Origin of the sequence: Enterobacter cloacae complex sp. IR5401 (genome assembly GCF_049238425.1) — a bacterium.
Lineage (GTDB): Bacteria > Pseudomonadota > Gammaproteobacteria > Enterobacterales > Enterobacteriaceae > Enterobacter > Enterobacter hormaechei_C.
The window spans coordinates 31,882-58,526 of record NZ_JBMKHN010000013.1 but is presented as its reverse complement, the minus strand read 5'-3'; the positions used below and the strand labels follow the sequence as shown (position 1 = coordinate 58,526).

The following is a 26,645-nucleotide window of genomic DNA, read 5'->3' as shown; positions in this document are numbered from 1 at the left end:
TCGCTTAAACATTATTCCCACCACTCGCGAAATTGTTGCGTGGTATCACTCACCCGCACGGGCTCGCCCAGCTCCGGCGTCAGCAGCCGGTAGTTTTTATCCTTGCTGGCTTTCGCCAGCTGGATCAGTGGATCGTTCCAGGTATGTTTCGCCAGCACAAAACGCCCGTTATGTCCCGGTACGACCGCTTTGGCATTGAGATCTGCCGAGGCCTGCGCCGTTTCCGCCGGATGCATATGGATGTACTTCCAGTCCTGGTCGTACTGCCCGTTTTCCATAATGGCTAAGTCCACTCCGCCAAACTGCTCGCCAATAGCCTTGAAGTGCGGGCCGTAACCGGAGTCTCCGCTGTAGTAAACCTTTCGCTCTGGGGTAACAAACATAAAGCTCCCCCACAGGGTCTGGTTACGCTTAATGCCGCGCCCGGAAAAATGGCGCGCGGGCAGAACATGTACCGTCAGCGCATCGCTGATATGCACCGACTGGTTCCAGTCCCGCTCGTCGATTATCTCCGGGGTCATCCCCCAGTAGCGCAGATGCGAACCCACGCCCAGCGGCGTGACCACGCGCTTAACCTTCGGCAGCAGCGCCTTGATGGTGGCGTAATCCAGATGGTCATAGTGATCGTGGGAGATAATCAGCAGGTCGATCTCCGGCATGCTCTCCGCACGCCACGGGTACTCCCCCGCAAATGCTTTATTGAGAAACGAGAACGGTGCGGCGTAGCTACTCAGAACCGGATCGATCAGGATGCGTTTCCCTGCCAGCTGCATATACCAGGAGGAGTGGCCGAGCCACACCAGCGTGTCCTGTTCAGGCGACAGGCTAGCCAGATCGGTTTTCACCAGCGGCAGCGGCTGCGCAGGACGGGCGTTTTCGGTTTTACGGGTAAGGAACTGCCACCACGCCACCAGCATATTTTGTTGCCCGGTAAAGCCCGGCGTAGGGAGCGTGTTATGGAATTGCCCGTCGCGATAGTGCGGAGAGGCTTCCACTTCAGAGAGCTGCGCACCCTGCGGTGGCTGGCCAAATCCGGCATTCAGTACAAACGGTAAACTGGCAGCTGAAGCAATAATCATGACTAACACCACGCAGATGAATAGAGGCTTTTTCATTTCCTGACCCGCCTACGCGCCCCATCCGATGGTTTGCGCGTGTGATACTTGATTATGAGTGAGCAAGCACTCATTATAGATAGGGTGATTACGCCGTCAAGAAGGTTTTCGATCTTTGACATTCCGCGTTGCAGCGTATCAAGGCTCGTGTTTCAATCAGGGCTTTTACAATTGACGGGAGGAAAAATTTAGTGGCACGTCCGAAGAGTGAAGATAAAAAACAGGCCTTACTGGAAGCAGCAACGGCTGCGTTTGCGCAGTCAGGTATTGCCGCCTCAACGGCGTTAATTGCCCGTAATGCGGGCGTCGCTGAAGGGACACTGTTTCGCTACTTTGCTACCAAAGACGATCTGCTGAATGCCCTCTACCTGCATCTGAAGCAGGATCTCTGCCAGACCATGCTGGCGAATCTCGATCGCACCATCACCGAGCCAAAAGAGCATACCCGCAATATCTGGAACAGCTATGTGGACTGGGGCATTCGTAACCCCCTGGCGCATGCGGCTATCCGTCAGATTGGCGTCAGTGAAAAGCTGAACGCCGAAACCGAGCAGGCGGTGAAAGACATGTTCCCGGAACTGCATGAACTGTGTCGTCGTTCGATCCGCCCGGTGTTTATGTCTGACGAGTTTAAGACCTTCGGTGATGCAATGTTCTTATCGCTGGCTGAAACCACCATGGAGTTTGCCGCCCGCGATCCGTCCCGTGCCGTCGATTTTAAAGCGCTGGGCTTTGAAGCCATGTGGCGCGGGCTTGCTGAGGAAGATAACCATGGACAGTAAATCCTTGCAGGAACATGCCAGACGCGTCGCGCTGGAGATGCCTTTTACCGAACATTGCTGGCCGTTTGGCCCGGAGTATGACGTGTTTAAGGTGGGCGGGAAAATTTTTATGCTGATGGCGACCGCACACGGTCGGGCCCACGTCAGCCTGAAATCCGATCCGGAAAAATCGCTGCTCAATCAGCAGATCTACCGTGGCGTGGAGCCCGGTTACCATCTGAATAAAAAACACTGGATCTCCCTTTATGGCACGGACGACATCACGCCTGAACTGGTCACCGACCTGATTACGGATTCGTGGAATCTGGTCGTTGATAAACTGCCGAAAAAAGATCAGAAGTGGATTCGGCCAGCCTGATTGTTCGTCTGAGACGAACAGAATAAGCGCTCGAATCGCACTTATCTTTTCCCGCTTCGCGCGGTAATCTGCTTTCCTTTCACGCCCGCCCGCGGGCGAATTTCATCACCAGGAGTTGTTATGGATATTATTTCTGTCGCCCTGAAACGCCACTCTACCAAGGCGTTCGACCCAGCCAAAAAACTGACCGCAGAAGAAGCGGAAAAAATCAAAACGCTGCTGCAATACAGCCCGTCCAGCACCAACTCCCAGCCGTGGCACTTTATAGTTGCCAGCACTGAAGAGGGTAAAGCGCGCGTGGCAAAATCCGCGGCGGGCACCTATGTGTTTAACGAACGCAAAATGCTGGATGCCTCTCACGTGGTGGTGTTCTGCGCGAAAACCGCGATGGACGATGCCTGGCTTGAGCGCGTTGTCGATCAGGAAGAGGCTGACGGCCGTTTCGCCACGCCAGAAGCAAAAGCCGCGAACCACAAAGGCCGCTGCTATTTTGCCGACATGCACCGCGTGGATCTGAAAGATGACGACCAGTGGATGGCGAAGCAGGTTTACCTGAACGTCGGCAACTTCCTGCTGGGCGTGGCCGCGATGGGCCTGGATGCGGTACCCATCGAAGGATTTGACGCCGCGATCCTCGATGAAGAGTTTGGCCTGAAAGAGAAAGGCTTCACCAGCCTGGTGGTGGTCCCGGTCGGGCATCACAGCGTGGAAGATTTCAACGCCACGCTGCCGAAATCTCGCCTGCCGCTGAGCACGATTGTGACTGAGTGCTAAGCGCTTCTGGCACGCCGGCTATCGGCGTGCCCGTTTTCAGTAAAGCGTTATCTGCGGATGCTTTACCCCACACACCAGCGCATAACGCGTTAATGTATCGAGACTCGCCCGGGTAATATTTGCTTCCATTCTTGATACCGTCGGGGCGCTGACGCCCATCCGCTCCGCCACCTGGGCGCGCGTCAGACCAGCATGATTGCGCCATTGCGCCAGCATCTCCCGCAGACGCTCCTTGCGCTCTTCTGCATCAAAGGAAGCCTGAACTTCTGAATCGCTTAACAGTTCAGCTCTGAGTTCATCCCAGTCAATAATCTTCTTGCTCATCCAACATCTCCTGTTGTCCTTTCAGTGCCAGACGGAGTTCAGCAGAGGGCGTTTTTTGCGTCTTCTTGATAAACACCCGCAGGCAATGAGAGGATCTCCTCCCTGATTGCCGCATGAACGATAAGTCTGAACACTGTATTTCATCCCTGATAATATTAGCATGTAAGGCAATTTGCATTAAAGGCTAATTTTGCCTTTCGTGATTCACCTTACCAGCTTATTCCAGGCAGGACCGGATCAGCGTTGATTCCCTGAAAGCCCCTCGCAAAAATTTATATCCCCTGCTCCGCCAGCCACGCCATCGCCCTCTCCCCTGCCTCATCCACGGGTAAATAGACCAGCAGCCGCGATCCGTTTCGCGGGGCGGAGTACCAGTACATCTGCTGGAGATGAAAATCCCCCAGCTCGGGATGGGTGAACAGCTTGAGCTGGTTCTCCACGCCGCGCACGTCGTTACGCTGGTGCCACAGGGTTTTGAACTCTTCGGACACCGCAAAAAAACGCGCCAGCTTCGCTTCCCAGAGCGGGTCGCCACGGTGCTCAGCCATTGCCGCGCGGAAGTAGGAGACGAAAATCGGCAGCACGTCGTCACGTTTGCCGAGCCGCGCGCGCCACGCCGGATGGGTAAGGAACAGGTAAATACAGTTGCGATCTTCCGGCGGGATAGCGTTGAAATCGACGCCCATCAGGTGTCCGAAGCTGTCGTTCCACGCCACGATATCAAAGTTCGGTTTCTGAATGCTGGCGGGTTTCGGCATCAGGGTATCCAGCAGGCGACGCGTGCCTTCGCTGATCCCCTCGCAGCACACCGCCTGCGGGGCTTCGCCCGGCGGCAAACCGGCAAGCACAAAAAGATGCCGGGCTTCGGTCGGGGTGCATTGCAGCGCTTTTGCGATGGCGGCCATCACCGCGCTGGACGGATTGACGTCCCGGCCCTGTTCCAGCCAGGTGTACCAGGTCACGCCGACATCCGCGAGCATCGCCACCTCTTCCCGGCGCAGGCCCGGCGTGCGGCGGCGGCCGCTGCGCGGTAAGCCGAGGCGCTGCGGATCGAGGCTTTCGCGCCGGGCACGCAAAAACGCGCCCAGCTGCTTGCGGGTGTCATCCTGGAGAGAGGTGACAGGTTCAGACATCAGCGCCATAACATCTCCTGCATGGTAGTGCCAGTACCAGTATAAGTAAGAACTGGTACCCGTTTATCAGATGATTGATGCTACGACTCTACGCTGTTTGACGCAATGGAGTCACCATGAATACGTCAGTTGTTTCACCGGGTCGTGCGGGCCTGATATTGCTGTTAACCGGCCAGATGCTGCCGTTGATTGATACCTCAATCACCAACGTGGCGCTGGATTCCATCACCCATTCGTTACACGCCACCGCCACCGAACTGGAGCTGATCGTCGCCCTCTACGGCGTGGCCTTTGCCGTCTGCCTGGCACCCGGCAGCAAGCTGGGCGATAACCTTGGCCGCCGTCGCCTGTTTATGTGGGGCGTGGCGTGTTTTGGCCTGGCCTCACTGCTGTGCGGCATGGCGGGCAATATCGAACAGTTGCTTGGCGCGCGCATTATTCAGGGTGCGGGCGCCGCGCTGATCATGCCGCAAATTCTCGCGACGTTGCATGTGACGTTAAAAGGAACGGCACACGCCAAAGCGATCAGTCTGTTCGGCGGTATCGGCGGAATTGCGTTTATCGTCGGCCAGATGGGTGGCGGCTGGCTGGTGTCGGCGGACATCGCCGGGCTTGGCTGGCGCAACGCCTTCTTTATCAACGTGCCGATTTGTCTGGTGGTGCTGGCGCTGAGCCGTCGCTACGTGCCGGAAACCCGCCGCGACACGCCGTCGCGCATTGACTGGACCGGGACTGTCCTGCTGACGGCAATACTGTGCTGTCTGCTGTTCCCGATGGCGCTCGGCCCGCAGTGGCACTGGTCGTGGCCGCTGAAGGCCGCACTGCTGGCGATTGTGCCGCTGGTCTGTGTAATGGTGCTGAACGCGCGCAAAAAAGAGCGTGAGAATGCCCACCCGCTCATCGCGCCGCGCCTGTTGCAGCTGCGCAGCATCCGCTTTGGCGTGCTAATCGGGATACTCTTTTTCAGCGTCTGGTCCGGGTTCATGTTCTGTATGGCGCTGACCATGCAAAGCGGTCTGGGGATGGCGCCGTGGCAGTCCGGGAACAGCTTTATCGCGCTTGGCGTCACCTATTTTATTTCTGCCTGGTTCGCCCCACGCCTGATTGCCCGCTACAGCACCAGCGCCATCCTGCTGACCGGACTTGCGATTCAGCTTGTCGGTCTGGTGGCGTTGATCGCCACGTTCCGTCACTGGGGAATGCAGAATACCGCGCTGACGCTGGCCCCGGCCACCGGGCTGGTGGGTTACGGGCAGGCGCTGATTGTAAACAGCTTCTACCGTATCGGGATGCGTGATATTCAGCCTGACGACGCGGGGGCCGCGAGCGCGATTTTAAGCACGCTGCAACAGGCTGCGCTGGGGCTTGGCCCGGCCATTTTCGGCGCGATTTTGCTGCACGGGCTGCAAAATCATCACGGAGATTACACCCAGGCGGTCAATGTCTTCCTGATGGTGGAAACGGCCATGATGGTGGTGCTGGCGCTGGCCACGCTGCGTATGCGCCATCGTCTGTGTTTACCGGTCGTCAAGGCCTGTCCGGCGACAAAATAAAACTGCCTGAATTTGCATAATAGATCCGCAGCCGCCATTATGGGGCTGCATCAATACAGGAGACGTTATGCAGGAATTAATTGCTCAGGTTGAAGAGTTAGGGATTGAAATTAATCACACCACCTCTTTAGTGATTATCTTTGGTATTATTTTTCTTACGGCCATTATCGTTCATTTTATTCTGCACAAAGTGGTGCTGCGCGCATTCGAGAAACGCGCCCAGGCCAGCAGCCATTTATGGTTGCAGATCATTACGCAGAACAAGTTATTTCACCGTCTGGCGTTTACCCTCCAGGGGATAATCGTCAACGTTCAGGCGGTTCTGTGGCTGCAAAAAGGCAGCGAAGCGGCGGAATTACTTACCACCTGCGCGAAATTGTGGGTGATGGTTTATGCCCTGCTCTCCTTCTTCTCGTTGCTGGACGTGATTTTCAATCTGTCGCAGAAAATGGCCACCGCGTCACAGCTGCCGCTGAAGGGGATATTCCAGGGCATCAAGCTGGTAAGCGCCATTCTGGTGGGGATACTAATTATCTCCCTGCTGATCGGTCAGTCACCCGCCATTCTGATAAGCGGCCTGGGTGCGATGGCTGCCGTTCTGATGCTGGTCTTTAAAGACCCGATACTCGGCCTGGTGGCCGGTATTCAGCTCTCAGCCAACGACATGCTCAAGCTCGGCGACTGGCTGGAGATGCCGAAATACGGCGCCAACGGCACGGTGACCGACATCGGCCTGACCACCGTTAAAGTGCGCAACTTCGATAACACCATCACCACCATCCCGACCTGGGCGCTGGTGTCCGATGCGTTCATCAACTGGAGCGGCATGTCCGCCTCCGGTGGTCGCCGCATCAAGCGCAGCCTGAATATCGATACCACCAGCATTCATTTCCTCGACGAGCAGGAGCAGCAAAAACTGATTCAGGCGAAACTGCTGAAGCCGTATCTGGCGGCGCGTCATGAGGAAATTAACCTGTGGAATCAGCAGAACGGCGAAGGGGAATCGGTATTAAACCTGCGCAAGATGACCAATATCGGCACCTTCCGTGCCTACCTGAATGAATATCTGCGTAACCACCCGCGTATTCGTAAAGATATGACGCTGATGGTGCGCCAGCTCGCGCCGGATGCCAACGGGCTGCCGATTGAAATATATGCCTTTACCAACACGGTGATCTGGGCGGAATACGAAGATATTCAGGCCGACATCTTCGATCATATTTTCGCGGTGGTGGATGAATTTGGCCTGCGTATTCACCAGTCGCCAACCGGGAACGATATTCGCTCCCTGGCTGGCGTCATCGCGCAATAATCAGGTGCTGGCGCGGGAAATAAAGCGCCAGTCCATCATCACCCTTTCCGTGGGCGCGTCCGGGTTGTCGATCTTATTTAAGAGCAGATCGACCGCCTTGCGCCCGATATCCCGCGACGGCTGTTCGATGGTGGTGAGCGAAATCATGTCCGCCAGCTCCGTACCGTCAAAGCCGACCACGGCAATATCCTCCGGCACCCGAAGACCTGCCTGCTGAATGGCGCGCAGCGCGCCCGCCGCCAGCGTATCGGAAACGGCAAATACCGCATCCGGCGGATTATCTTTTAACAGGTTTTGCATCGCCGCCATACCCGCCCCGGAGCTGAGATCGCTGGCATACTCCACCGCCTGATAGTCCAGATCCCGCAGGTGGATCACGCTCTTGTAGCCGCGTTCGCGCAGGCGGGCATATTTGTAGCTGAGATCGTGGTTGATCATCGCGATACGCTTGCGGCCGCCGTCGGCCAGCTGGCTGACGGCATGCTGTGAAGCGTCCACATCATTGATGCCGACGCAGGAGACCGCGCCCGCATCGGCGTATTCAGCGCACTGTACCCACGGCGCGTTGCCAATCAGCGCGGCCAGTTCCGGCAGTTTCGAGAATGCATCCATGGTGATAATGCCGTCGACGATTTTGCCGGAGAGCAGGCTTAAGCCCGAGCGGGAGCGCTCAATATCCGAGCCGGAGTTGCACAGCAGAATGCGATAGCCGTTCTTTTCCGCCTCGGCTTCGATGCCCTTCACCACTTCGGCGCAGAACGGGTTGGCGATGTTCGAGACCATCACCAGGATCATATAGCTGCGGGCAGTGCGCAGCTGACGCGCCAGCAGATTGGGCTGGTAGTTACTCTCCTGGATCGCCTGCAAAACGCGCTCGCGGTTTTTCGCCTTTACGGTATCGCTGTTATTCAGTACGCGGGAGACCGTTGCCACGGATACCCCGGCCAGTTGAGCGATTTTCTGAATTGACATAGCGACGATACATCCTGCGGTTAGCGTTTTGTGCAGGCTACCATAAATTGATTGCCCGGCGAACCGGGCAATGCGTCAGTATTCCACGCGCACCCAGCGCTGCTGCTGATGACTTTTCACAATTGCATCAATGATATACATCACACTGGCGCCATCGTAAAAGGTGGCAAACTGCGGATTATCCGGCATCGCGCCCGCCTGCACGGCACGGTAAAACTGCGCCATCATATTTTTAAAGGCATCCGGCCACCCTTCAATGTGCCCGCCGGGGAAGTGGGCGCTGTCGGCCACGTCAGGGTTCATCAGGCCTGGATCGTCGGTGAGCGTCTGGTTTGCCCGGGCGCGATGGCCGATCCACAGCTGCTGCGGGATTTCCTGATCCCACGCCACCGACTGCTCGCTGCCGTTAATTTCAAAGGTCAGGCGGTTTTTTCGCCCCGCGCTCACCTGCGAGACGCTAAAGCTGCCCTTGCTGCCGTCGTCAAAACGGAACAGCACCGAGCCAAAATCTTCGGTGGTGACCGGTTTGACTTCATACTCCGCCTGCTCGTCATGGGAGAAGGTCTGGTGACCACCCGCGCTGGCCTTGCGCCTCGGCCAGACGATGGATAAATCAGCCATCACCTCGGTAATGCGCCTGCCTGTCACATACTGTACCGTATCGCACCAGTGGGAACCGATATCCGCCACCGCCCGCGACGCGCCGCCGAGCGCGGCCTCCACCCGCCAGTTGTAGTCGGTTTCCAGCAGCATCCAGTCCTGCAAATAGCTGCCGTGCGAGGCGAACAGCCGCCCGAGGGTGCCCGCGCGCATCATGCTCGCCGCCTGGCGCACCATCGCAAACTGACGATAGAGAAAGCTCACGCCATGCACCACGCCCGCCTGCTCTGCCAGCGCCACCAGCTCGCGCGCCTCGTCCGGCGTCATGCACAGCGGCTTTTCGGAAAACACGTGCTTGCCCGCGCGCAGGATCTGGCGGTTAATCTCCGCGTGCAGGTGGTTCGGCGTGCAGTTGTGCACCGCATGCAGATTGGGGTGCGCGAGCAGTTCTTCCACGCTGGCGTAAGCATGCGGGACATTTAGCTGGCGCGCCTTTTCCTGCGCCTTAACGAGCGAACCGTCGCAGAGCGCGACCACCTGCACAAACCCGAGACGCCTGAGCGCCTCGATGTGTGCCGGGCCAATAAACCCGCTGCCGATAATCCCGACGTTAATCATGGCTGCCCCCTGCGGCGAAATCATCAAACGCCCGTCCGGAAACGGGAATAATGTGGCGGCGGATAAATTCGCTGCCCTCACTCGCGCCGGTATCGCCATCCTTCAGGCAGCACTCCCACTCCAGCACCGCCCAGCCGTCGTAGTCGTACTGGGTCAGCTTGCTGAAGATGCCCTTAAAGTCGATTTGCCCGTCGCCGGGCGAGCGAAAGCGTCCGGCGCGGTTGATCCACGGCTGGTAGCCGCCGTAGACGCCGCTGCGCCCGCTGGGGCGGAACTCCGCGTCCTTCACGTGGAACGCTTTAATGCGCGCGTGGAAGATATCGATAAAGGCCAGATAGTCCATCTGCTGAAGCAGCATATGGCTCGGGTCGTAGAGAATGTTGCAGCGCGGATGGTTATCCACCAGCGCCAGAAAACGCTCGAAGGTCACGCCGTCGTGCAGATCTTCCCCGGGATGCAGCTCAAAGCAGACGTCCACCCCCTGCTCGCCAAAGGTATCCAGTATTGGCCGCCAGCGGGTTGCCAGCTCCTCGAATGCTTCCTGAAAACGCTGCTCGTTATGCGGCGGCCACGGATAGAAAAACGGCCACGCCAGCGAGCCGGAGAAGGTCGCGTGCGCCTTCAGCCCTAATCTGGCCGAAGCGACCGCCGCCTGCTTCAGCTTTTCCGTCGCCCACGCCCGGCGCGCCGCCTCGTTACCGCGCACGGCGGCGGGTGCGAAGTGGTCAAACGCCTCGCTGTAAACCGGATTCACCGCCACGAGCTGCCCTTCCAGATGGGTCGACAGCTCGCTGATAACCAGCCCGTGTGCGGCCAGCCTGGTGGTGATGTCGTCGCAGTAGGCCTGGCTCTCTGCGGCTTTCTCGACGTCAAAGATGTGCGGATGGTTGCAGGGGATCTGCACCGCCTTATAACCTTTACCTGCCGCCCATTCAGCAAGCCCGTCGAGCGAATTAAACGGCGCTTCTGCGCCAATAAACTGCGACAGAAAAATGCCCGGTCCTTTCATTGTCCTCATACCACCTCCTGAACGTTACGCCTTGTCATCGTCATACTTAAACGTGAGAAGGAAAATCAGCGCGATCGCCGCGGCAGCCACCGCCGGGATCCACCAGAATGTGACCCACGCCTGCGGCACGGTCTGTCCTGCCACCAGGCGGTTGTAGAGCGCGCCGGAAATCTGAGAGCCGAGCAGCATGCCGATGCCGTAGGTGAACATCACGATCATGCTCTGCGCCTGGCCTTTGACCTTTTCGCCCGCCACGCGGTCGGTATAGATAAAGCCGACGACAAAGAAGAAATCGTAGCAGACGCCGTGCAGCAGAATGCCGAGGTACAGCAGAATGCGCCCCTCTTCGCTGACGCCCAACGCGAACATGGCATAACGCACAAACCACGCCAGCATGCCGATCAGCAGCATGACTTTCACGCCCAGGCGGCGGAACAGCAGAGGAATAACCAACATGAAGACGATCTCAGACATCTGCCCGAAGGACATGGCGGTGCTGACGTCGGCAATGCCGGCATCCGCCAGATACGAGGCGGTGTAGGCGTAATAGGTGCCGAGCGGGACAGAGATCAGCATCGCGCAGACGGAGAAGACGAAGAAGTGGCGGGTTTTAAGCAGCGCGAAGGCGTCCGCGCAGAAGAGATCCCGCACCTTAACCGGCAGGCCTTTTGCCGGCGCTGGCGTGTGCGGCAGCGTCAGGCTGTAGACCGCCAGCAGCACGGAGCTGACCGCCGCCACCTGGAAGATGGTGACGCTGGACGCCACGCCGGTGACGCCGATGAAAATGCCCGCCGCGATCCAGCCGATTGTGCCGAACACGCGCACTACCGGGAAGGTTTTATCCACGTTCGCCAGGCTGTGAAACGCAATGTTGTTGGTCAGCGCCAGTGTCGGCATATAGCAGAGCGTGTAGCCAAACAGCAGGCCAATCAGCAGCGCGCCATTCTCAGCAATCAGCGCCCCCGGCACGAACCAGAGGATCACCGCGCCCGCGAGGTGCATCACCGCCATCACCTTCTGCGAGGCGAAGAAGCGGTCCACCAGCATCCCGAGCACGAACGGCGAAAGAATGGAAGCGATGGGCCCGGCAGAGAACGCGTCGCCAATCAGCAAAGACATGTTGTGCCGGGTCATCACCAGGCCAAGCGTGACCGACCAGCTACCCCAGATAAAAAATTGCAGAAACATCATCAGCGACAGACGCGGCACCAGCAGCCGGTGTTGCGTTATCGCCTTTTCACTACTCTCAGTTGACACCATGATAAGCCTCACCCGGAAAAAGTAATCGATTACAAAACAGTTCAGATAAAAAGTAATCGATTACAAAATAAAGATCCTGTGGATCGAAACGGAATTGGGAGGGGGGTCACGATAAAGGTGGAGTGATACTTTGTAGGCCCGGTAAGCGCAGCGCCACCGGGCGTGAAGGCAGGCAGTGTGGTGCGGTCTGGTTTGGTGCGGTCTGGTGCCCTCACCCCGTCCCTCTCCCACAGGGCGAGGGAGAAAACCGCGCTACTTTTTGCGCGAGAGCTTAAATGCAATAAACAGGAACACCACCCACACCGGCAGCAGCATCGCTGACAGGCGCATCTCATCCATGGTGCACATCAGCACCAGAATCAGGCCGAGGAAGGCGATACAGAGGTAGTTCCCCGCCGGATAGAGCAGCGCTTTAAACTGCGTCTCGCGCCCCTTGCGGCGCATCGCCGCGCGGAAGCGCAGGTGCGCCAGGCAGATCATGATCCAGTTAAGCAGCAGCGTGGCGACAACCAGCGCCATCAGCAGGCCAAATGCCTCTTTCGGCAGCAGATAGTTGATCAGCACCACCAGCGAGGTGATAGCGCCAGAAAGGAACAGCGAGTTGACCGGCACGCCGCGACGGCTGACGCGAGTGAGGAACTTCGGCGCGTTGCCCTGTACGGAGAGGCCAAACAGCATGCGGCTGTTGGAGTAAACCCCGCTGTTGTAGACCGACAGCGACGCCACAAGAATGACGAAGTTAAGCGCCGAAGCGACCACGTTGCTGTTCAAATCGTGGAAGATCATCACGAACGGGCTACTGTCAGATTTCACTTCCACCCACGGGTAGAGCGCCAGCAGCACCACCAGCGAGCCGATATAGAACAGCAGGATACGGTACACCACCTGGTTGACCGCTTTCGGGATGCTTTTGTGCGGATCGCGCGCTTCAGCCGCGGTGATGCCAATCAGCTCCAGCCCGCCGAAGGAGAACATAATGACCGCCAGCGAGAGGATCAGCCCTTTCCATCCAGTCGCCAGGAAGCCGCCGTGCTGCCACAGGTTATCGATCGTGGCGCGCTCGCCGCCGTGGCCGGAGAACAGCAGCCACAGGCCAAAGCCGATCATGCCGATAATCGCCAGCACCTTGATCAGCGCGAACCAGAACTCGGTCTCGCCATACAGGCGGACGTTAACAAGGTTAACGGCGTTAATGATGATGAAGAAGGCCGCGGCCCAAATCCACGTTGGCACGTCCGGGAGCCAGTACTGCATATAGATGCCGGCGGCGGTCAGCTCCGCCATCCCGACCAGCACGAACATCACCCAGTAGTTCCAGCCGGAGAGGAAACCTGCGAACGGCCCCCAGTATTTATAGGCAAAGTGTGCGAAGGAGCCGGATACCGGCTCTTCAACGACCATCTCGCCGAGCTGGCGCATGATCAGGAAGGCGATAATCCCGGCGATACCGTAACCCAGCAGAACCGCCGGGCCAGCCATTTGAATGGCGGGGCCGATGCCGAGAAAGAGCCCGGTACCGATCGCGCCGCCAAGGGCAATTAACTGAATATGTCGATTTTGCAAACCACGTTGCAGCGTCGGACTCTGATCCGACGAAGCTTCAGCGCTACCATGGCCTGAAGCGGATGACGCGTCTTTCACGCCCTACCCCTGTCTCTTTTTTAGAAGGGGCACGTTTTAACACTTCATGCTGGTGGTAGCAAGCTTAACGCCGGGCCAGCGCATGCGCCCGGCGGATAAACGTCACGACCCGATGATCCCGCCGTCCGCTTTGGTAATCACCACTGTTGACGATCGCGGACGCCCGTTCGGGCTGGCGTCTGGCCAGTTGGAAACAGCGCGCGGATTGGCCGGGTCGGTAATATCATCCCCGCCCTCCCCCGGATGCTGAATGTTGATAAACAGCGTGCGGTTGTCCGGCGTAAACGCAATGCCGGTGATTTCGCACCCGCGCGGCCCGGTCAGGAAACGGCGATACTCGTTGGTGCCCGGAATGGTGGCCACCATCTGGTTATTGCCCATCCCCTCGTAGGCTTTCTTATTGATGGTGCTGGAGGAAACGTCGGTCTGGATCCACAGCACGCCCTGGTGATCGAACGACAACCCATCCGGGCTGCCAAATGCCGCGCCCTGCATCGAGCCTTTGGCTTTGGGATCGTCGCCGTCGGTGCGCCCGGCCATGACCAGAATATCCCACTTAAAGCGTGCGGCGGCAGGATCGGCACCCTCTTCGTGCCAGTGCATGATGTGACCAAACACGTTATTAGCGCGCGGGTTGGCGGCATCCACCGGCGCCTTGCCCTCTTTACCGCGATCGCTGTTGTTGGTCAGCGTACAGTAGACGCTGCCGCTGGCGTGCGGATCGACGGCTATCCACTCCGGGCGATCCATTTTCGTCGCCCCCACCACGTCGGCCGCCAGACGGGTTTTAATCAGCAGATCGCCCTGGCTTGCAAAACCGTTGCTTTTATCCAGACCGTTTTGCCCGAAGATCAGCGGCAGCCAGTCGCCGCTGCCGTCCTCGTTGAACCTGGCGACGTACAGCGTGCCGGACGTCAGCAGCTGCATATTGGCTTCCCGGTTCGCGGGATCGTATTTTTTGTCGGAGACAAACTTATAGATGTACTCAAACTTCTGGTCGTCGCCCATGTAGACCACCACGCGATTATCGGCAGCGAGCGTGACGGCGGCCCCCTCATGCTTGAAGCGGCCGAGCGCGGTGTGCTTGCGCGGGGTGGAGGTCGGGTTGTAGGGATCGATCTCCACGACCCAGCCGAAACGGTTGGGTTCGTTAGGGGTTTTATCAACGCTGAACCGCTCATCCACCTCGTTCCAGCGGTACGATTCATCGCTGTCGCTGATGCCGTAGCGTTTTTCCAGCGGGTTGAGATCGGTTTTTTTGACAAAAATGTCCGACCAGTTCTCCTCGCAGGTGAGATAGGTGCCCCACAGCGTGTGGCCGTTGGCGCAGTTCTGCATGGTGCCCAGAACGCGTTCCCCCTGCGGGTCGGCGGCGGTTTTCATTAAATCCTGATGCCGCGCCGGGCCGGTAAGCTGCATCGGCGTATTGACGGTAATACGCCGGGCGAAGGAAGACGGACGCACCACCTCCCAGCCGCTGCCCGTTTTTTTCACTTCCACCACCGACACGCCCATCGCGTTCTGCCCCTTGCGGGCTTTGTCGAGACTCCAGTTCGCCGTACCGTCGGTAAACAGCATTCCGTTGTCGATGTACTCATGGTTCAGCGCCAGCAGTCCATGCTCCGGGTTTTGCGCCCCCTGCGGCAGGCTAAACCACGCCATGCCGTCGTGGTGCATGCCCGCCTGCACAGCCTGTTCGTCTGTGGTATTGCTGGCGTCCGGCTTAAAGGCCGGCATGTTGTCTTTGATCCCCGTCGGATCGCCCCAGCGATAGAACGGGCGGGCGATATAACCTTCCGGCACCCTGACCGTGTCTTCCGTAGAGACGTCGATGCTGGTAAAGCCCAGGGAAACCGCTTTTGCCAGCGCGGAAGGCTTCGATACCGCGGCAATGGCATTTTCGGGTGTGATCAGATACGGGAATGATACGGCAGCCCCCGCTACGGCCCCCATCTGGAGAAAACGGCGGCGCGAGAGGAACACTTCTGCAACCTCGGAGAATACCGGGTTAGCGCTGCGGTTACTGATATCGTCGCGATGTTCTTTTTTAAATACGGATTTGAGGGGTCTGCCCATAGCGGCTTCCTGTCATTGGCCAAGAGGTAAGGTTGTGGCGACCAGTGTAAGAAGCTTTTATTACAATTTTATAACACGACAACGAAGGGATTGGGGCGTCCCTGCCCCGGATAACGAGGTGGAACGCTTAGAACTCGTAGCCAACCGAGACCTTAAAGGTACGCGGCTCGCCCTGAGTAATGTAAGTACCGGAATCGTCCACGCTTGACCAGTAGTTCTCGTTGGTCACGTTGTCGATACCTGCCCGTACGGTCATCTGATTTTCATTGTGGTTCACCGCGAAGCGATAGCGCATGCCCAGATCCAGCGTGGTGTAGCTGTCCAGCTTTTTGCTGTTCGCAAGATCGGCATACTGCGTGCCGGAGTGGTTAACGCGCGCGGTCGCCGTCAGGCCTTCAATCGGCTTGATATCGTACTCTGCGCCCAGCACGGCGTAGAAGCTCGGAATACCGATCGCATCGTTGCCCTGATTGACGCCGTTTTTGGTTTTGGTCAGCTCGGCCTGCAACCAGGTGGCGCTGGCGTTCAGACGCATCCCGAGCATTGGCTCGCCGAAGACGTTCAGCTCCACGCCGCGGTTACGCTGTTCTGCATCCAGGCCGTAGTGACCGCTGTCGTCAAGGATCGCCGACGGCATTTTGATCTCAAACAGCGCCAGGGAGCCGCCCACGCGGCCAAAGTCCGCCTTTACGCCCACTTCGTTCTGCTTAGAGTGAACGATACCGGTGCTCTGGCCGTAGTTGTTTGCTGAGCGAGGCGCGGTTTCACCGGGCTGTAACGCCTCGGTGTGGTTGGCGTAGAGGGAAATTTCCTCCCACGCTTTATAGACTACGCCGTAGGTGGGCATCCAGCGGCTGCCGTCGAAACCGTCCGCGTCGTTTTCCGCACCGGTGATTTTGTTGTACCCGCGAATCACCACTTTCTGATGCCGCGCGCCTGCGGTGAACAGCAGCTTGTCGTCCAGCACGCCCAGGGTATCGCTCAGCAGCCAACCCTGCGTGCGGGTGCGCCCGCTGGTCAGCGGATCGCTGTATTTGCCGCCTGAGCCGTTGAGGTTGGAGCTGTCCGGCATATCGACGCCGGTGTTGTGGTAGATGTTGGTGGTCGGATTATCCTTCGTCGCCGACATTTTCCACGCGATCTTTTCGTTTTTGGTCATCGCCGAATAGCCAACATTGACCTTGTGCGAGACGAATCCGGTAGTGAAGTTACCGCGAATGCCCGCCATGCCGCTGACAGAATCGCTGATGCGGTTGGTATCAAGACGGCTGACCACCGCATTACCGCTCTTATCGAGGAGCTTCGGCGCGCTGTAGATCCCTTCTTCGTGCGCGTGCTGCGCGCCGAGACCGGTATACGCCGTCCAGCTATCGGTGATGTCATACTCGCTGCGCCACATCCCGAACTCGTTTTCGATATCGCTGTAGGCCCACTTCTGCGAGAAGTTGCGATCGTTCTTCGGCGGTTCAGGCACAAAATCCACCGCCGAGATGTTGACGCTGGTCGGGCTGCCGTGGAAGGTTTTTTTCTGGTAGCCCAGGTCCAGCGAGGTGCGGAAACGGTCGCCCTTGTAATCCAGGCCGGTGGAGAGCAGCGTGGTGCGGCGGCGGTCGTTCGGCACGCCGGTTTCCCCTTCGCGATGCACGAGGTTCACCCGCGCGCCAAACTGGTCGTTATCGCCAAAGCGGCGGCCCGCATCCAGCGTGGTGCCAATCTGGGAATCCGAGGTGTAGTCCACACCCACTTTCGCCTGCGGGGTGTCGCCCGCGTGTTTAGGCTCAAGGTTGATCATCCCGCCCACGCCCGAGCTTGCGGCACCGTTCATCAGGGAGTTGGCCCCTTTGAAGATCTCGATGCGGTCGACCATCTGGGCATCCACCACCTGACGCGGCAGCACCCCGGACAATCCGCCAAAGGTCATGTCGTCGCCGTCAAACTTCAGGCCGCGAATGCGGAAGGTTTCCGCGCTGTTGCCGTAACCCTGAACGAACTGCACGCCCGCGTCGTTGGCAACCACGTCAGCAATGGTTTTTGCCTGCTGATCTTCCACCAGCTTCGAGGTGTAGCTGATGATGTTGAACGGCACGTCCATGGCGTTCTGCTGACCGAGCATACCCATGCGCCCGCCGTTCGCCACCTGCCCGTCAAGGAAGGCGGGCACCAGCTGGTCGCCGCCGGGTTTGAAATCACTCCCCGCCGTGGACTGGACGACGATGGTGTCCTCTTTTTTCTCATCCGCCGCAAAAGCGGAGTGGGTTACCGCGCCGATGGCAATCGCCAGCAGCGTTTTGTGCATTGTGGTGTTGTTCATAATGAGCTCTTAACGTGCGCGCAAAAATGACCCGTTGTCGGGCCTTAAAAGTTATTAAAAGAAATGCAAATGAGAACTATACGCATTATGTATACGTAATCAAGTGTAAACGGCCTCTCTGAGCGAGAAGCGGCAAGAAACAATGTTGGGTGGGAGGTAGGGCGCGCAACCACCCCGAAACAGGGGTGGTTACTAAGGTATTATTTTTTCTTGTAAATATCGGCGGTGCCGTGAATTTTGTTGTTTGTATTACCGGAAGTCAGCACCAGTACATCAGCACCTTCTTTATCGGCCTTTTCGACCAGCTCTTTTTTCGCATCGTCGACAGAGACTTCGTTAGCCGTGCTCACGGTACCGATTTTTTCATACTGTGATTCAACTTTCTCAAACTCGTTTTTCGTCAGCAGTTCAGCCGCAAAGGTATTGGTGGTAAACAGAAATGCAGCGCCCATCAAAATAGCAGTCGTTTTTTTCATAACCTTTTTCCTTGAGATTAATCAGCAACTACAAAAAGCCCCACGAGTGAGAGTGAGGTGATATGAGCATGGTAGAGGAATAATAAAATTGCCACAGCGTAAGAAAAATACTGTTATAACAGTCAATTGTGCTGTGAAAAATGTGCGTTAACGCTACTTTCGCGATGGGTGTTTCATGAAGAAAATCAGGCTGGCTTGAAACTGGCGTAAGCGCCTGTTTTTAAATGGCACGCCCTGTAGGATTCGAACCTACGACCTACGGCTTAGAAGGCCGTTGCTCTATCCAACTGAGCTAAGGGCGCACGGAGAAGAGTGTACTTCGCGGTGGTGAAACGCCTGGAATTATACGGTCAATGCGTAGTGAGTCAATGCCTTTTCCGCCTTCTCTGGCGATAATGACTAGCTGATTGTAAATACGGCTGTTTTTTCAACATTTATCCCTCTTTTACGGGCTGCGAAAAGGCTTAGCCGCTTTTAAGTAACGCCTGCTGTTTTCCTGTTTACTTCACCTTCACACTGTCCTGCGGTATCCCGGCCGCCTGGAGGCTGGAAGTGAACAGGACGACGGAGTGACAGCGCCAGAGCAGACAGGTTTTCCCTCGTGCGTGCAGCACATCTCACACGACATTACAGGCATTAAGCTTGAACCTATTGTCGCCCTCTCCTCTTCACGCGCGGTGGGAGCCGAAGTGCTCAGCGTGCTGTCGCCGCATCAGCAAAGCGAAAGCTTTTTCCAGGACTGGTCAGCCACCCGGGCGCTTGTGTTGCTGGAAGCACAGATCGCCGCGTTAAAAAACCCCTTCCCTTGTGACAACCTTTTCATAAATTTGCCGATAACCGTTCTGACCATACCGGAAATGTTCCAGCGTTTACTGCAACTTAACAGCCCACCGCTGAACATTGAACTCGTGGAACCTGCCTCGTTCTTTTCACTCTCAGACCCGGTACGTCAGAGGGTGAGTTGTGCGCTTCAGCAGTTGACCGCGCGGGGACACCGGATCTGGCTGGACGATATTGATGAAGCGTCAGGGCAAGCATTTTTATCCTGTCGCCTGCCGTTATGCGGAATAAAAATCGATAAGATCGCTTTCTGGCGTTTACGTGAAACGCCGGCGCTGACACAGCTGGTCACCCTTTGTTCAAAAATTGCTGCGAATGTGCTTATTGAAGGCATTGAAACAGAACGGGACCGTACATGCGCGCTTCATGCTGGCGCGCGCTTCGGTCAGGGATATTATTGGCCATCCTGGAGATGGCAGGAGGACTGAACGGTCATCGCCAAGAGGGAAGCTATGCGAATGACAGTACGCCGTTACCGGCGTCGTCGGACAGGAAGTGATTCACTGGGTTCTACGCACTCGCCTTTTGCTCTCCCATTTTTTGATCGTCTCGAATATTTGAGCCAGTCAATCAACCAGACCCGCAAAACCGATGCTCCCTTTATCATTCTGGTCACACAGGATAATTATTTCCGTTCCGGTTTTCTGAGCGGGCAGTCGCCCCTGAGCAATTGCTGCGACTATTCCACGCTTGATGCCGCTCTCAGTGATTTAAATCACTGGCCTTCATCGCGTCTGGTAGTTGACATTGAAAGCCGCGCCTCGCCGCTCATTGACCTGCTGGACCGATTACGCCGCCACAGCCTGTTCGCCCCCTACCTGACACCCTACCTGCTCGTCCGCGCCGATGATTATGATGCTCGCCTGTTTTGTAAAGCGGCTGGCCCTTTTCATGTGCTTGAACGCCAGCTTACGGCGTTGGCTATGCAACAAACCTTGCTGGAAGCACCGGCACCCGCCGGCAACCGCAAAGAGTGGTTTTCACGGGATGAATGGCCGATCTTACAGGCGCTGTCACAGGGTAGCTCCTTGCGTCAGATCGCGCAGTTACAGAACCGCCCATATAGCCGCATTATTTACCGTCTCAGCTGCATCCTGGCGAAACTTGGACTGAATCATCGTCATGAGTTGCTACATCTTCTCAACAACCTCTCAGATTTCACGTATTAACGTATTCAGTAACTTCTTAATTCCTAAAGACCTTTAGGAAATTACTTAGGATGCATGTTAAATTTTTGTGTTTTTTAACAAAACTTTCGATTTTATAACTATTCCTAATTCTTGACCTTAAACCATGCGAAATGCTGCTGGTACGCTCAACGAGAGTGATTTTATCCATGCGTTAAGGTTCTGGCGCTTCCGTTAACAGGATGATAATGGTGTAAAAACAAGCGATTTACCTGTAAAAGAATGCGATGAGAGGTGAAGAAAACAGCAGATAGTGCTGTTCTGTTGTTGGGAACGGCAATTTGCCAGGAGACGTTTGAAACGGAGAGATGACGCACGAAATGGCGGATTTCAGGGATGGCGGGCAGGCGGGATGCTGGTTGTCACAGCCCGCTTACTGTTAACATTCATTTAACATACAGTAAAATCGTTTATTTTTTGTTATTACATAAAGATGAAAGTGTGTGGTAAATGCAATATCAGGACATTTTTGCTAATTTTAAAAAGTTAGTGATTCAGATCCAGAACATAATAATCAGCAATATATGGATATTAATTTACAGGCTTTTCGGACAATACTTAAACGGTATAATAAGACGTGTTTGACACGCGAATAAGAAAAATCATTTTGCCATAACCAGCCTTATGAGATAACTGCGCTGAGGCATTGATATCACCACTACGTAAACAAGGATGCTTTCGCTCTTCCCAGGGACATTTACCGTACAAGGATCTGCGCAATTATCCTTCCGGCTTTTCGAGAGTTTTAACAAAACTCAGCATAACGCTTTTAACAATCTGAGGCATAAAAAATGAAACCGGCATCCGTTATCATTATGGACGAACACCCTATCGTCAGAATGTCGATAGAAGTCCTGCTACAGAAAAATAAAAACATCCAGGTCAAACTGAAGTCAGGCGACAGCCACGAAGTGCTTGACTGTATACGCAACCACCCCATTGACCTAGTCATTCTCGATATTGAAATGACGGGCACGGATGGGTTCGTATTACTGAAAAGAATCAGGAACTTAAATAAAGACATTAAGGTTCTTTTCCTCTCTTCAAAATCTGAAGCCTTCTACGCAGGACGCGCCATCCGCGCCGGGGCAAATGGTTTTGTCAGTAAGCGAAAAGATCTGGGGGAAATTTATAACGCGGTGGAAATGATACTGACGGGCTATTCTTTCTTCCCTTCAGAAACATTAAGTTTTATAAACCATCTGGGGTCGCGGACGGGCGCCGCTGTGGATATGCCATTATCGAATCGTGAAGTGACGGTTCTGAGATATCTGGCGAACGGATTATCTAATAAGGAGATTGCGGATCAATTATTACTTAGCAACAAAACAATTAGTGCCCATAAGTCTAATATCTTTTCCAAGCTGGGCGTGCAAAGTATCGTTGAATTAATTGATTACGCGAAAGCGCACGAATTACTGTAATCCCTCTCTCTCCCTGCAACATATAATCGTCACAGGGAGAGTGGATACGATTAATTATAATTGATCATGAACGTTGCATCGGCGTCAGCCCGGCCCGGCTGCGGATTATCCGCCGTGGCGATATAATTGGCATAAAACGACAGTTCTGCATTTCCCTGCGCATCCACCGCCACCGTCTGGCTGGCCTGCTGCAACGCGAGGCGCGTTTTATCCCGGTCAAGGATCTCCACGGCCACGTTGCTGGCCGCGCTGGCATCATTCAGCGCCAGCAGGCTGTTATCATGCCCGTCCATCTTCCCCGTAAATGTGACCGAAGCTGCCCCCGGCGGGCATCCGGTCAGCTTCAGGGTGAACGGCACAGGCTGCGTCCGGCTCCCCGTTGTGCGGAGCTGTTTCGTGGGCCAGGTGCCGAGCGTGACGGTTTTATTGCTGTCGTCCCCCTCCGCCACGCAGGTAAAATCCACGATATTGCCGTAGAGCTGAATGTTAATTTCCCCAAGCGCCGTCTCTGCGTGTGCAGGGGAGCAAAGCGCAAAGAGCGCGACGGCTAAATACCGTATTCCGTTTCGCATATCTGCTCCTTAGTCGTAGTCGACGCGTAAATAGCCGCGAGAGGTAAAACGCCCCTCGGCAGGTTTTTTACCGGTCACGCTGACGGGCCACGCGCGGATCCCCACCTGTGCCTGAGCGCTGTCGTCCAGACGGAACGGGATTTTGCTGGTCAGGTTGTTGGGCGTCAGCGGCACGCCATTACTGTTGGCAATCACAAAACCCACATCCGCGTTATCGGAAACCAGCGTACTGCCTGAAACCTTCTCCGCTTCAACACGCATCGTGAGCATGGCGTTCGCCTCGACGTTGGTGCATTTTATGCCGATGGTTTTGCTTTGCGCTGAGATCCCCTCCGGCTTATTCCCGATGCCCGCTTTACTGAACAGGGAGGCGCCGATGTCTCCGAAATCGAACTCCACCACATTCCCGGCATTAATTTCACAGCTCTGAGGCACCTGAATGGTCCCGCTGTAGCTGATGGTATAAACCGGCGTGGTGAGCGGATCCGAGGAGGTCGTGGTGACGTAAACCCGGAACATGGTCGCCCGGGGGATCACCACCATATTAATAAAGCGTCGGGTCACCTTAAGCCGGAAGACGAGGCTGGAATCCTGTACACCAAACGGTTTGTTTTTAGACACGTTCGGATGGCTCCCCATCTGAATGTACTTTCTGGGTGGATAGAAGGTGCCAGCGTAGCTGTCGGTGATTTTCATCGCTCCGTCCAGATAGTCGTTAAGCTTCAGATACTGGTAGCCATCGCTGGTGCCCGTGACCGGGAAATCGGTAACATAGCTGCGCTTGGTGGTGTTCCCGGACGTTCCCTTAGGACAGACGGCGTTAACACCCACCCACTGAGACTTCTCGCTGAGTGTGACAATCTGCCCCACCTGGTTATTGGAGCTGTTGAATTTATCCGTCAGGTCGTAATACACCTCCGTCGGCACGCCATTTTCATTGACGCAGACGGTGGCGAACGCCTGAGATAGCGGCAAAAATGCCAGCAGGGATAGCCCCAGATAATGGATTTTATTCACAGCGGATCCCCTTAAGTGTGATCGCCTGTTGCAGGCTCTGTTCTGGCAGGCTGTAGGGCGCACGACACTGGGACTGCTTCCCGTCTCCCCACTGAATCAGCAGCTCCCCGCTCAGTGGCAGCCCGCTCAGGTAAATCTGACCGTCATCTCCCACCATGCTGGTTACGCCGCTCTGCGTCTCACGCACCACCGCCCCAAACGGCACAGGCTGGTTATCACGCTTAACGGTGAGCAACGCGCGCACGCCGATGCGGGTGTCAAAACTGGCGCGCACCAGCGCACCGTTCGTCGGCACGACGCTGGAAACGTTATTTTCAATGTCGGTGTTGTTGCTCATGGTGTTAGTGTCGAGCGCCACGCGGTTGTAACGGTACACCGTGGCGTACGGCATCACCGCATAGCCACGCCAGTCTGTTTTGACGCCGGTCTGGTTTTCGACGCTCACGCCTGACGCGCCCGGCGCTTTGATCAAGACGTTGGTATCGCCCAGCGGCTGACTGAATGTGATGCCGTCTGAATGCCCTACCACGCCGCCGGAAAGCTGCCAGTTGAGGTCGTGCTGATCCCGCGTGTAGTTGTAGCCCACGCCCAGCGTACCGTACGTTGCCTGCCAGTTAGCGCTGGCGCTGCCGCTGGCACCGTTATTGCTGGTGTGGCCCTGCGTAACGCTGTAGTTCAGGTTACGATCTTTTAGCAGCGTTCCGCTGATCCCGGTCTGCCAGCTGGTATCACCGTCGCTGTTACGGCTGGCAGAGGCCGTGGCATAGGCCCGATCGATCGCGTTATCGCGACGGTAGCCGTGACGGGTGAACAGGCTGAACGGGACGGAGACGTTGAACGAGGCGATCCGGTCGGTTCCATCAATGCCGACGGCCTTGTTCCACGACCAGGATAAGGCGTAGCTGACCCCTTTCACCCCGCCCGCGTAGCCGAGCTGATACCAGACGTTGGATTCGCTGGTGCCCCAGTAATTTTGCTGGCTGCCCGACACGTACACCGAGCCGTAATCGCCAAGAGACTGGGAGATATTGAGCTGGAAACGCCCTTTTTTATTCAGCGTCAGGTTGTGATAGCTCTGCACGTCCGGCACGCCGTCATCGTCCTGATCGTCGCCATACTGGTAGCCTTCCATTGTGCGCCAGGCCACATCGTCGAGGGTGTAGAAGCCTTTGGTCGAGTAGCGATAGCCCAGCAGCTGGAAGTTGGTGCCGAATCCGTTAAGGGATTTTGCGTACAGGAACCGCAGGGACTGCCCTTCATGGCGGCTATCATCGGCAAGCTGGCTGCGGGCATGGGTGAGATCAAGTGAAACCGCCCCCCAGTCACCGAGGTTTTTACCCGCGCCAATGGCGATGGCGGTATAGCGCGAGGCCAGCTGCGTTCCGCCGTACAGCGTGTAGCCGTCGGCAAGACCCGCAATCATCGTACCCTGAGTAAAGAACGGCGTTTCCTGCTCGCTGTTGCCGCTGCGATAGTCCCCTGCCACCAGATCGTATTTCCAGCGTCCTTCACGCTGGAGCAGCGGAACGGTGGAATACGGGACGGTGTAGCGCTGCTGGCTGCCGTCCTTCTCTTCCACCGTCACCTCCAGGTCACCGCTTGAGGAGGTCGGGTTAAGATCAGTTATCGCAAAAGCCCCCGGCTGCACATAGCTCTGGTAAATCACGTATCCGTTCTGGCGGATCACCACTTTGGCAGGGGTGCGGGCGATTCCGCGCACGGTAGGCGCGTAACCTTGCAGACTGTCCGGGTACATACTGTCGGACGAATAGAGGCGACCACCGCGAAAACCGACGCTGTCGAAGACATCGTTACCGGTGTTGCTGTCGCCAAGCACCAGCTCGCTTTTCAGCGGGATGATCGTACGCTGCGCCCAGGTACCAATATTTTGCCAGCTGCTGTGCCGCTGGCCGTTGCTTTCGGTATAACGCCACGCGCCGTTATTGCGTAATCGCCAGGCGCCATAGTTCAACCCGCTTTGCAGGTTCAGATAGTAGCTGTCGTCGTCGCTGCCCCGGTTGCCGGTAAAGCTGTAGTTCAGCAGCGCGGCAGGGATGCCTTCATCCCACTGTTCAGGCGGAATATATCCGCGGGCGCTGTTTTGCATCGCCACCTGAGGCAGGCTGACGTTCAGGCGCAACGAGGCGAAGTTGAACGCCGCTTCGCTGCCCGGAATAGCCGTTGTGAGCGGAACGCAGGTATCGCCCTGCACGTTGCTCAGTTCCGGGAAGGCGGCGATATTGACGCCAAAGCGATCGAGCATCGCGCGCGTAATGCACGGCGACAAACCGCCTGCGACCGGCGGCGTGTTGTCAGCTTGCTCAAACCGCACGTCCTGCGTGCCGATAAACTCATCGTTACGCCAGATATCGACGCGATAGACGCCCGGTGCCTGCTGGTGGCCTTTTTCAAAACGCGACAAATCCGCGACGTTCGCCGTGTCATCGGAGAGAAACGCCGGGTTAAAGTAGCTTTCGCCCCAGCCAGCGAGTGGCCAGAGCGTTGCCATCAGTGCCAGCGCAACCGGGCAGTAACGCCATTGAGTGTTCATCGCCCTGTCTCTGCTCACAGGCTGACGCTACGCGCCGGCGTAATGGCGCCATAGTCATTCACACTCTGCCAGGAGAGCGTGCCGCTCGTAGCGGCAGGCAGCACCTGCTGCGCCGAGCTTTTAGGAGCAACCATCAGGTTATCCAGCGTCTGTCCGCCGAGCTTCAGATTGACCAGCGTGACGTAATACGGTGAGGCATTGCTCACCTTAAGATGGTTGCCGACGCGCTCAAAGCGCAGCTGTGAGAGCGCCTCTTCCGGCGGCATCGCCAGGTTAGCCGGGCGAACAAACAGCTTGATACGTGACAGAATAGCCAGTTGCAGGACGTTGTTGCCGTCCTGATGTTTTTTGCTGACGGAGGGAATCGCTTTGACGTTCATGTAAAAGAGCGATTCGCGATCGGCAGGCAGCGCCGGGCCTGCGTAGATAATGCGCAGGGTGTTTTCGCTGGCCGGCTCGCTGACAAACAGCGGCGGCGTGACGGCAAAGGTTTTTTCCTTTTGCCCGTTGGCATTTTCTATCCACGCGTTAATTAAATAGCGCTCTTGTTTATTGCTGTTGGTGATCGCCAGCGACGTTTGTTTGGCATCGGCCGGATAAATAACGCGCGTCGCACCCAGCGCAATTCCGCCGGACGCATTCGTGCTGGCAGAAACCATCATCAAAATAAAAGATAAAAACAGTCCAGGTTTAATCAGGGTGTTCATCACAACCGTACCTTTAATAATTAGTTCGCAGGC

Annotated in this window: 23 protein-coding genes, 1 tRNA gene and 1 pseudogene; 8 read left to right on the top strand and 17 right to left on the bottom strand. The window is 56.5% G+C overall.

The window, feature by feature from the left end:
* Positions 1-11: 11 nt before the first annotated feature.
* A complete protein-coding gene (locus tag ACOTX1_RS17765) occupies positions 12-1,115 on the bottom strand; it encodes a RomA family MBL fold metallo-hydrolase (RefSeq protein WP_023315566.1) in 1,104 nt (367 codons plus the stop codon).
* 191 nt (positions 1,116-1,306) lie between these two features.
* Here ACOTX1_RS17765 and ACOTX1_RS17760 point away from each other — a divergent pair, with 191 nt between their 5' ends.
* The 3 genes from ACOTX1_RS17760 to nfsB all read left to right on the top strand — a co-directional run bounded on the left by ACOTX1_RS17760 (position 1,307) and on the right by nfsB (position 3,029).
* Positions 1,307-1,897, top strand: coding sequence for a TetR/AcrR family transcriptional regulator (locus ACOTX1_RS17760; RefSeq protein ID WP_003858882.1), 591 nt, complete (start codon positions 1,307-1,309; stop codon positions 1,895-1,897).
* Positions 1,887-2,255 (top strand): MmcQ/YjbR family DNA-binding protein, encoded by a 369-nt coding sequence (locus ACOTX1_RS17755; protein WP_003858883.1) that lies wholly within the window; start codon positions 1,887-1,889, stop codon positions 2,253-2,255. Before ACOTX1_RS17760 ends, ACOTX1_RS17755 begins: the two co-directional genes overlap by 11 nt.
* Positions 2,256-2,375: 120 nt before the next feature.
* Positions 2,376-3,029, top strand: a complete 654-nt coding sequence (nfsB, locus tag ACOTX1_RS17750; protein WP_003858884.1) for an oxygen-insensitive NAD(P)H nitroreductase — start codon at positions 2,376-2,378, stop codon at positions 3,027-3,029.
* 36 nt (positions 3,030-3,065) lie between these two features.
* On the opposite strand, the gene ACOTX1_RS17745 is transcribed toward nfsB, so the two are convergent.
* From ACOTX1_RS17745 to ACOTX1_RS17735, 3 genes and pseudogenes are all read right to left on the bottom strand, one after another.
* The gene (locus ACOTX1_RS17745) at positions 3,066-3,353 is read right to left on the bottom strand and encodes a helix-turn-helix domain-containing protein (protein WP_015571209.1); all 288 of its coding nucleotides are present in this window, start codon (positions 3,351-3,353) and stop codon (positions 3,066-3,068) included.
* Positions 3,334-3,435, bottom strand: a pseudogene (locus tag ACOTX1_RS17740) (type II toxin-antitoxin system RelE/ParE family toxin); the annotation flags it as partial. The gene ACOTX1_RS17745 and the pseudogene ACOTX1_RS17740, both read right to left, overlap by 20 nt.
* Before the next feature lie 190 nt (positions 3,436-3,625).
* Positions 3,626-4,495, bottom strand: coding sequence for a helix-turn-helix transcriptional regulator (locus ACOTX1_RS17735; protein WP_003858886.1), 870 nt, complete (start codon positions 4,493-4,495; stop codon positions 3,626-3,628).
* A 107-nt stretch (positions 4,496-4,602) separates the two neighbouring features.
* Here ACOTX1_RS17735 and ACOTX1_RS17730 point away from each other — a divergent pair, with 107 nt between their 5' ends.
* Positions 4,603-6,039 carry an MFS transporter gene (locus ACOTX1_RS17730; protein ID WP_032667137.1) on the top strand — a complete coding sequence of 479 codons (1,437 nt, stop codon included), beginning with the start codon at positions 4,603-4,605 and terminating at the stop codon, positions 6,037-6,039.
* A 67-nt stretch (positions 6,040-6,106) separates the two neighbouring features.
* On the top strand, positions 6,107-7,351 hold the full coding sequence (locus ACOTX1_RS17725) for a mechanosensitive ion channel family protein (protein ID WP_023315564.1): 1,245 nt from the start codon (positions 6,107-6,109) through the stop codon (positions 7,349-7,351).
* On the opposite strand, the gene ACOTX1_RS17720 is transcribed toward ACOTX1_RS17725, so the two are convergent.
* From ACOTX1_RS17720 to ACOTX1_RS17680, 9 genes are all read right to left on the bottom strand, one after another.
* Positions 7,352-8,323 carry a LacI family DNA-binding transcriptional regulator gene (locus ACOTX1_RS17720; RefSeq protein ID WP_023315563.1) on the bottom strand — a complete coding sequence of 324 codons (972 nt, stop codon included), beginning with the start codon at positions 8,321-8,323 and terminating at the stop codon, positions 7,352-7,354.
* A 75-nt stretch (positions 8,324-8,398) separates the two neighbouring features.
* The gene (locus ACOTX1_RS17715; RefSeq protein ID WP_032634431.1) at positions 8,399-9,541 is read right to left on the bottom strand and encodes a Gfo/Idh/MocA family protein; all 1,143 of its coding nucleotides are present in this window, start codon (positions 9,539-9,541) and stop codon (positions 8,399-8,401) included.
* Complete coding sequence (locus tag ACOTX1_RS17710) at positions 9,534-10,559, bottom strand: sugar phosphate isomerase/epimerase family protein (protein ID WP_023315561.1); 1,026 nt, start codon at positions 10,557-10,559, stop codon at positions 9,534-9,536. The genes ACOTX1_RS17715 and ACOTX1_RS17710 overlap by 8 nt, the downstream gene beginning before the upstream one ends.
* 15 nt (positions 10,560-10,574) lie before the next feature.
* Positions 10,575-11,810, bottom strand: coding sequence for an MFS transporter (locus tag ACOTX1_RS17705; RefSeq protein ID WP_023315560.1), 1,236 nt, complete (start codon positions 11,808-11,810; stop codon positions 10,575-10,577).
* Positions 11,811-12,062: 252 nt separating this feature from the next.
* Positions 12,063-13,451, bottom strand: a complete 1,389-nt coding sequence (gene pheP, locus ACOTX1_RS17700; RefSeq protein ID WP_023315559.1) for a phenylalanine transporter — start codon at positions 13,449-13,451, stop codon at positions 12,063-12,065.
* A gap of 102 nt (positions 13,452-13,553) precedes the next feature.
* Positions 13,554-15,527 (bottom strand): PhoX family protein, encoded by a 1,974-nt coding sequence (locus tag ACOTX1_RS17695; protein WP_023315558.1) that lies wholly within the window; start codon positions 15,525-15,527, stop codon positions 13,554-13,556.
* 127 nt (positions 15,528-15,654) lie between these two features.
* Positions 15,655-17,838: a TonB-dependent receptor gene (locus ACOTX1_RS17690; protein ID WP_023315557.1), complete on the bottom strand. Its 2,184-nt coding sequence runs from the start codon at positions 17,836-17,838 to the stop codon at positions 15,655-15,657.
* Between the two features lie 200 nt (positions 17,839-18,038).
* Positions 18,039-18,314, bottom strand: coding sequence for a DUF1471 family periplasmic protein YahO (yahO, locus tag ACOTX1_RS17685; RefSeq protein ID WP_003858898.1), 276 nt, complete (start codon positions 18,312-18,314; stop codon positions 18,039-18,041).
* 225 nt (positions 18,315-18,539) lie between these two features.
* Positions 18,540-18,616 (bottom strand) — tRNA-Arg (locus ACOTX1_RS17680).
* A 303-nt stretch (positions 18,617-18,919) separates the two neighbouring features.
* On the opposite strand from ACOTX1_RS17680, the gene ACOTX1_RS17675 reads away from it, so the two are divergent.
* The 3 genes from ACOTX1_RS17675 to fimZ all read left to right on the top strand — a co-directional run bounded on the left by ACOTX1_RS17675 (position 18,920) and on the right by fimZ (position 21,765).
* Positions 18,920-19,582, top strand: coding sequence for an EAL domain-containing protein (locus ACOTX1_RS17675; RefSeq protein WP_032608685.1), 663 nt, complete (start codon positions 18,920-18,922; stop codon positions 19,580-19,582).
* A 24-nt stretch (positions 19,583-19,606) separates the two neighbouring features.
* A complete protein-coding gene (locus ACOTX1_RS17670) occupies positions 19,607-20,323 on the top strand; it encodes a helix-turn-helix transcriptional regulator (protein ID WP_022650524.1) in 717 nt (238 codons plus the stop codon).
* Between the two features lie 809 nt (positions 20,324-21,132).
* Entirely contained in the window at positions 21,133-21,765 is a 633-nt protein-coding gene (gene fimZ / locus ACOTX1_RS17665) for a fimbria biosynthesis transcriptional regulator FimZ (protein ID WP_003858901.1), read from the top strand.
* A 50-nt stretch (positions 21,766-21,815) separates the two neighbouring features.
* Here the strand turns inward: fimZ and sfmF are convergent, their stop codons facing one another.
* The 4 genes from sfmF to fimC are packed head-to-tail and all read right to left on the bottom strand — an operon-like array spanning position 21,816 to position 26,612.
* The gene (gene sfmF, locus ACOTX1_RS17660; RefSeq protein ID WP_023315556.1) at positions 21,816-22,337 is read right to left on the bottom strand and encodes a fimbria assembly protein; all 522 of its coding nucleotides are present in this window, start codon (positions 22,335-22,337) and stop codon (positions 21,816-21,818) included.
* A 9-nt stretch (positions 22,338-22,346) separates the two neighbouring features.
* The gene (gene fimH, locus ACOTX1_RS17655; protein WP_003858903.1) at positions 22,347-23,354 is read right to left on the bottom strand and encodes a type 1 fimbria D-mannose specific adhesin FimH; all 1,008 of its coding nucleotides are present in this window, start codon (positions 23,352-23,354) and stop codon (positions 22,347-22,349) included.
* A complete protein-coding gene (locus ACOTX1_RS17650; protein WP_023315555.1) occupies positions 23,347-25,905 on the bottom strand; it encodes a fimbrial biogenesis usher protein in 2,559 nt (852 codons plus the stop codon). Before ACOTX1_RS17650 ends, fimH begins: the two co-directional genes overlap by 8 nt.
* Before the next feature lie 14 nt (positions 25,906-25,919).
* Entirely contained in the window at positions 25,920-26,612 is a 693-nt protein-coding gene (gene fimC / locus ACOTX1_RS17645; protein WP_023315554.1) for a type 1 fimbria chaperone FimC, read from the bottom strand.
* Between the last annotated feature and the right edge of the window lie 33 nt (positions 26,613-26,645).

Bases quoted from the DNA above. Each gene is read 5' to 3' on its own strand.
- ACOTX1_RS17735 (WP_003858886.1), bottom strand. From the start codon at position 4,495: ATGGCGCTGATGTCTGAACCTGTCACCTCTCTCCAGGATGACACCCGC.
- fimZ (WP_003858901.1), top strand. From the start codon at position 21,133: ATGAAACCGGCATCCGTTATCATTATGGACGAACACCCTATCGTCAGA.
- sfmF (WP_023315556.1), bottom strand. From the start codon at position 22,337: ATGCGAAACGGAATACGGTATTTAGCCGTCGCGCTCTTTGCGCTTTGC.
- ACOTX1_RS17715 (WP_032634431.1), bottom strand. From the start codon at position 9,541: ATGATTAACGTCGGGATTATCGGCAGCGGGTTTATTGGCCCGGCACAC.
- ACOTX1_RS17710 (WP_023315561.1), bottom strand. From the start codon at position 10,559: ATGAGGACAATGAAAGGACCGGGCATTTTTCTGTCGCAGTTTATTGGC.
- ACOTX1_RS17670 (WP_022650524.1), top strand. From the start codon at position 19,607: ATGCGAATGACAGTACGCCGTTACCGGCGTCGTCGGACAGGAAGTGAT.
- ACOTX1_RS17695 (WP_023315558.1), bottom strand. From the start codon at position 15,527: ATGGGCAGACCCCTCAAATCCGTATTTAAAAAAGAACATCGCGACGAT.
- nfsB (WP_003858884.1), top strand. From the start codon at position 2,376: ATGGATATTATTTCTGTCGCCCTGAAACGCCACTCTACCAAGGCGTTC.
- ACOTX1_RS17690 (WP_023315557.1), bottom strand. From the start codon at position 17,838: ATGAACAACACCACAATGCACAAAACGCTGCTGGCGATTGCCATCGGC.
- fimC (WP_023315554.1), bottom strand. From the start codon at position 26,612: ATGAACACCCTGATTAAACCTGGACTGTTTTTATCTTTTATTTTGATG.
- yahO (WP_003858898.1), bottom strand. From the start codon at position 18,314: ATGAAAAAAACGACTGCTATTTTGATGGGCGCTGCATTTCTGTTTACC.
- ACOTX1_RS17725 (WP_023315564.1), top strand. From the start codon at position 6,107: ATGCAGGAATTAATTGCTCAGGTTGAAGAGTTAGGGATTGAAATTAAT.
- ACOTX1_RS17730 (WP_032667137.1), top strand. From the start codon at position 4,603: ATGAATACGTCAGTTGTTTCACCGGGTCGTGCGGGCCTGATATTGCTG.
- ACOTX1_RS17765 (WP_023315566.1), bottom strand. From the start codon at position 1,115: ATGAAAAAGCCTCTATTCATCTGCGTGGTGTTAGTCATGATTATTGCT.
- ACOTX1_RS17755 (WP_003858883.1), top strand. From the start codon at position 1,887: ATGGACAGTAAATCCTTGCAGGAACATGCCAGACGCGTCGCGCTGGAG.
- ACOTX1_RS17720 (WP_023315563.1), bottom strand. From the start codon at position 8,323: ATGTCAATTCAGAAAATCGCTCAACTGGCCGGGGTATCCGTGGCAACG.
- ACOTX1_RS17705 (WP_023315560.1), bottom strand. From the start codon at position 11,810: ATGGTGTCAACTGAGAGTAGTGAAAAGGCGATAACGCAACACCGGCTG.
- ACOTX1_RS17745 (WP_015571209.1), bottom strand. From the start codon at position 3,353: ATGAGCAAGAAGATTATTGACTGGGATGAACTCAGAGCTGAACTGTTA.
- ACOTX1_RS17650 (WP_023315555.1), bottom strand. From the start codon at position 25,905: ATGAACACTCAATGGCGTTACTGCCCGGTTGCGCTGGCACTGATGGCA.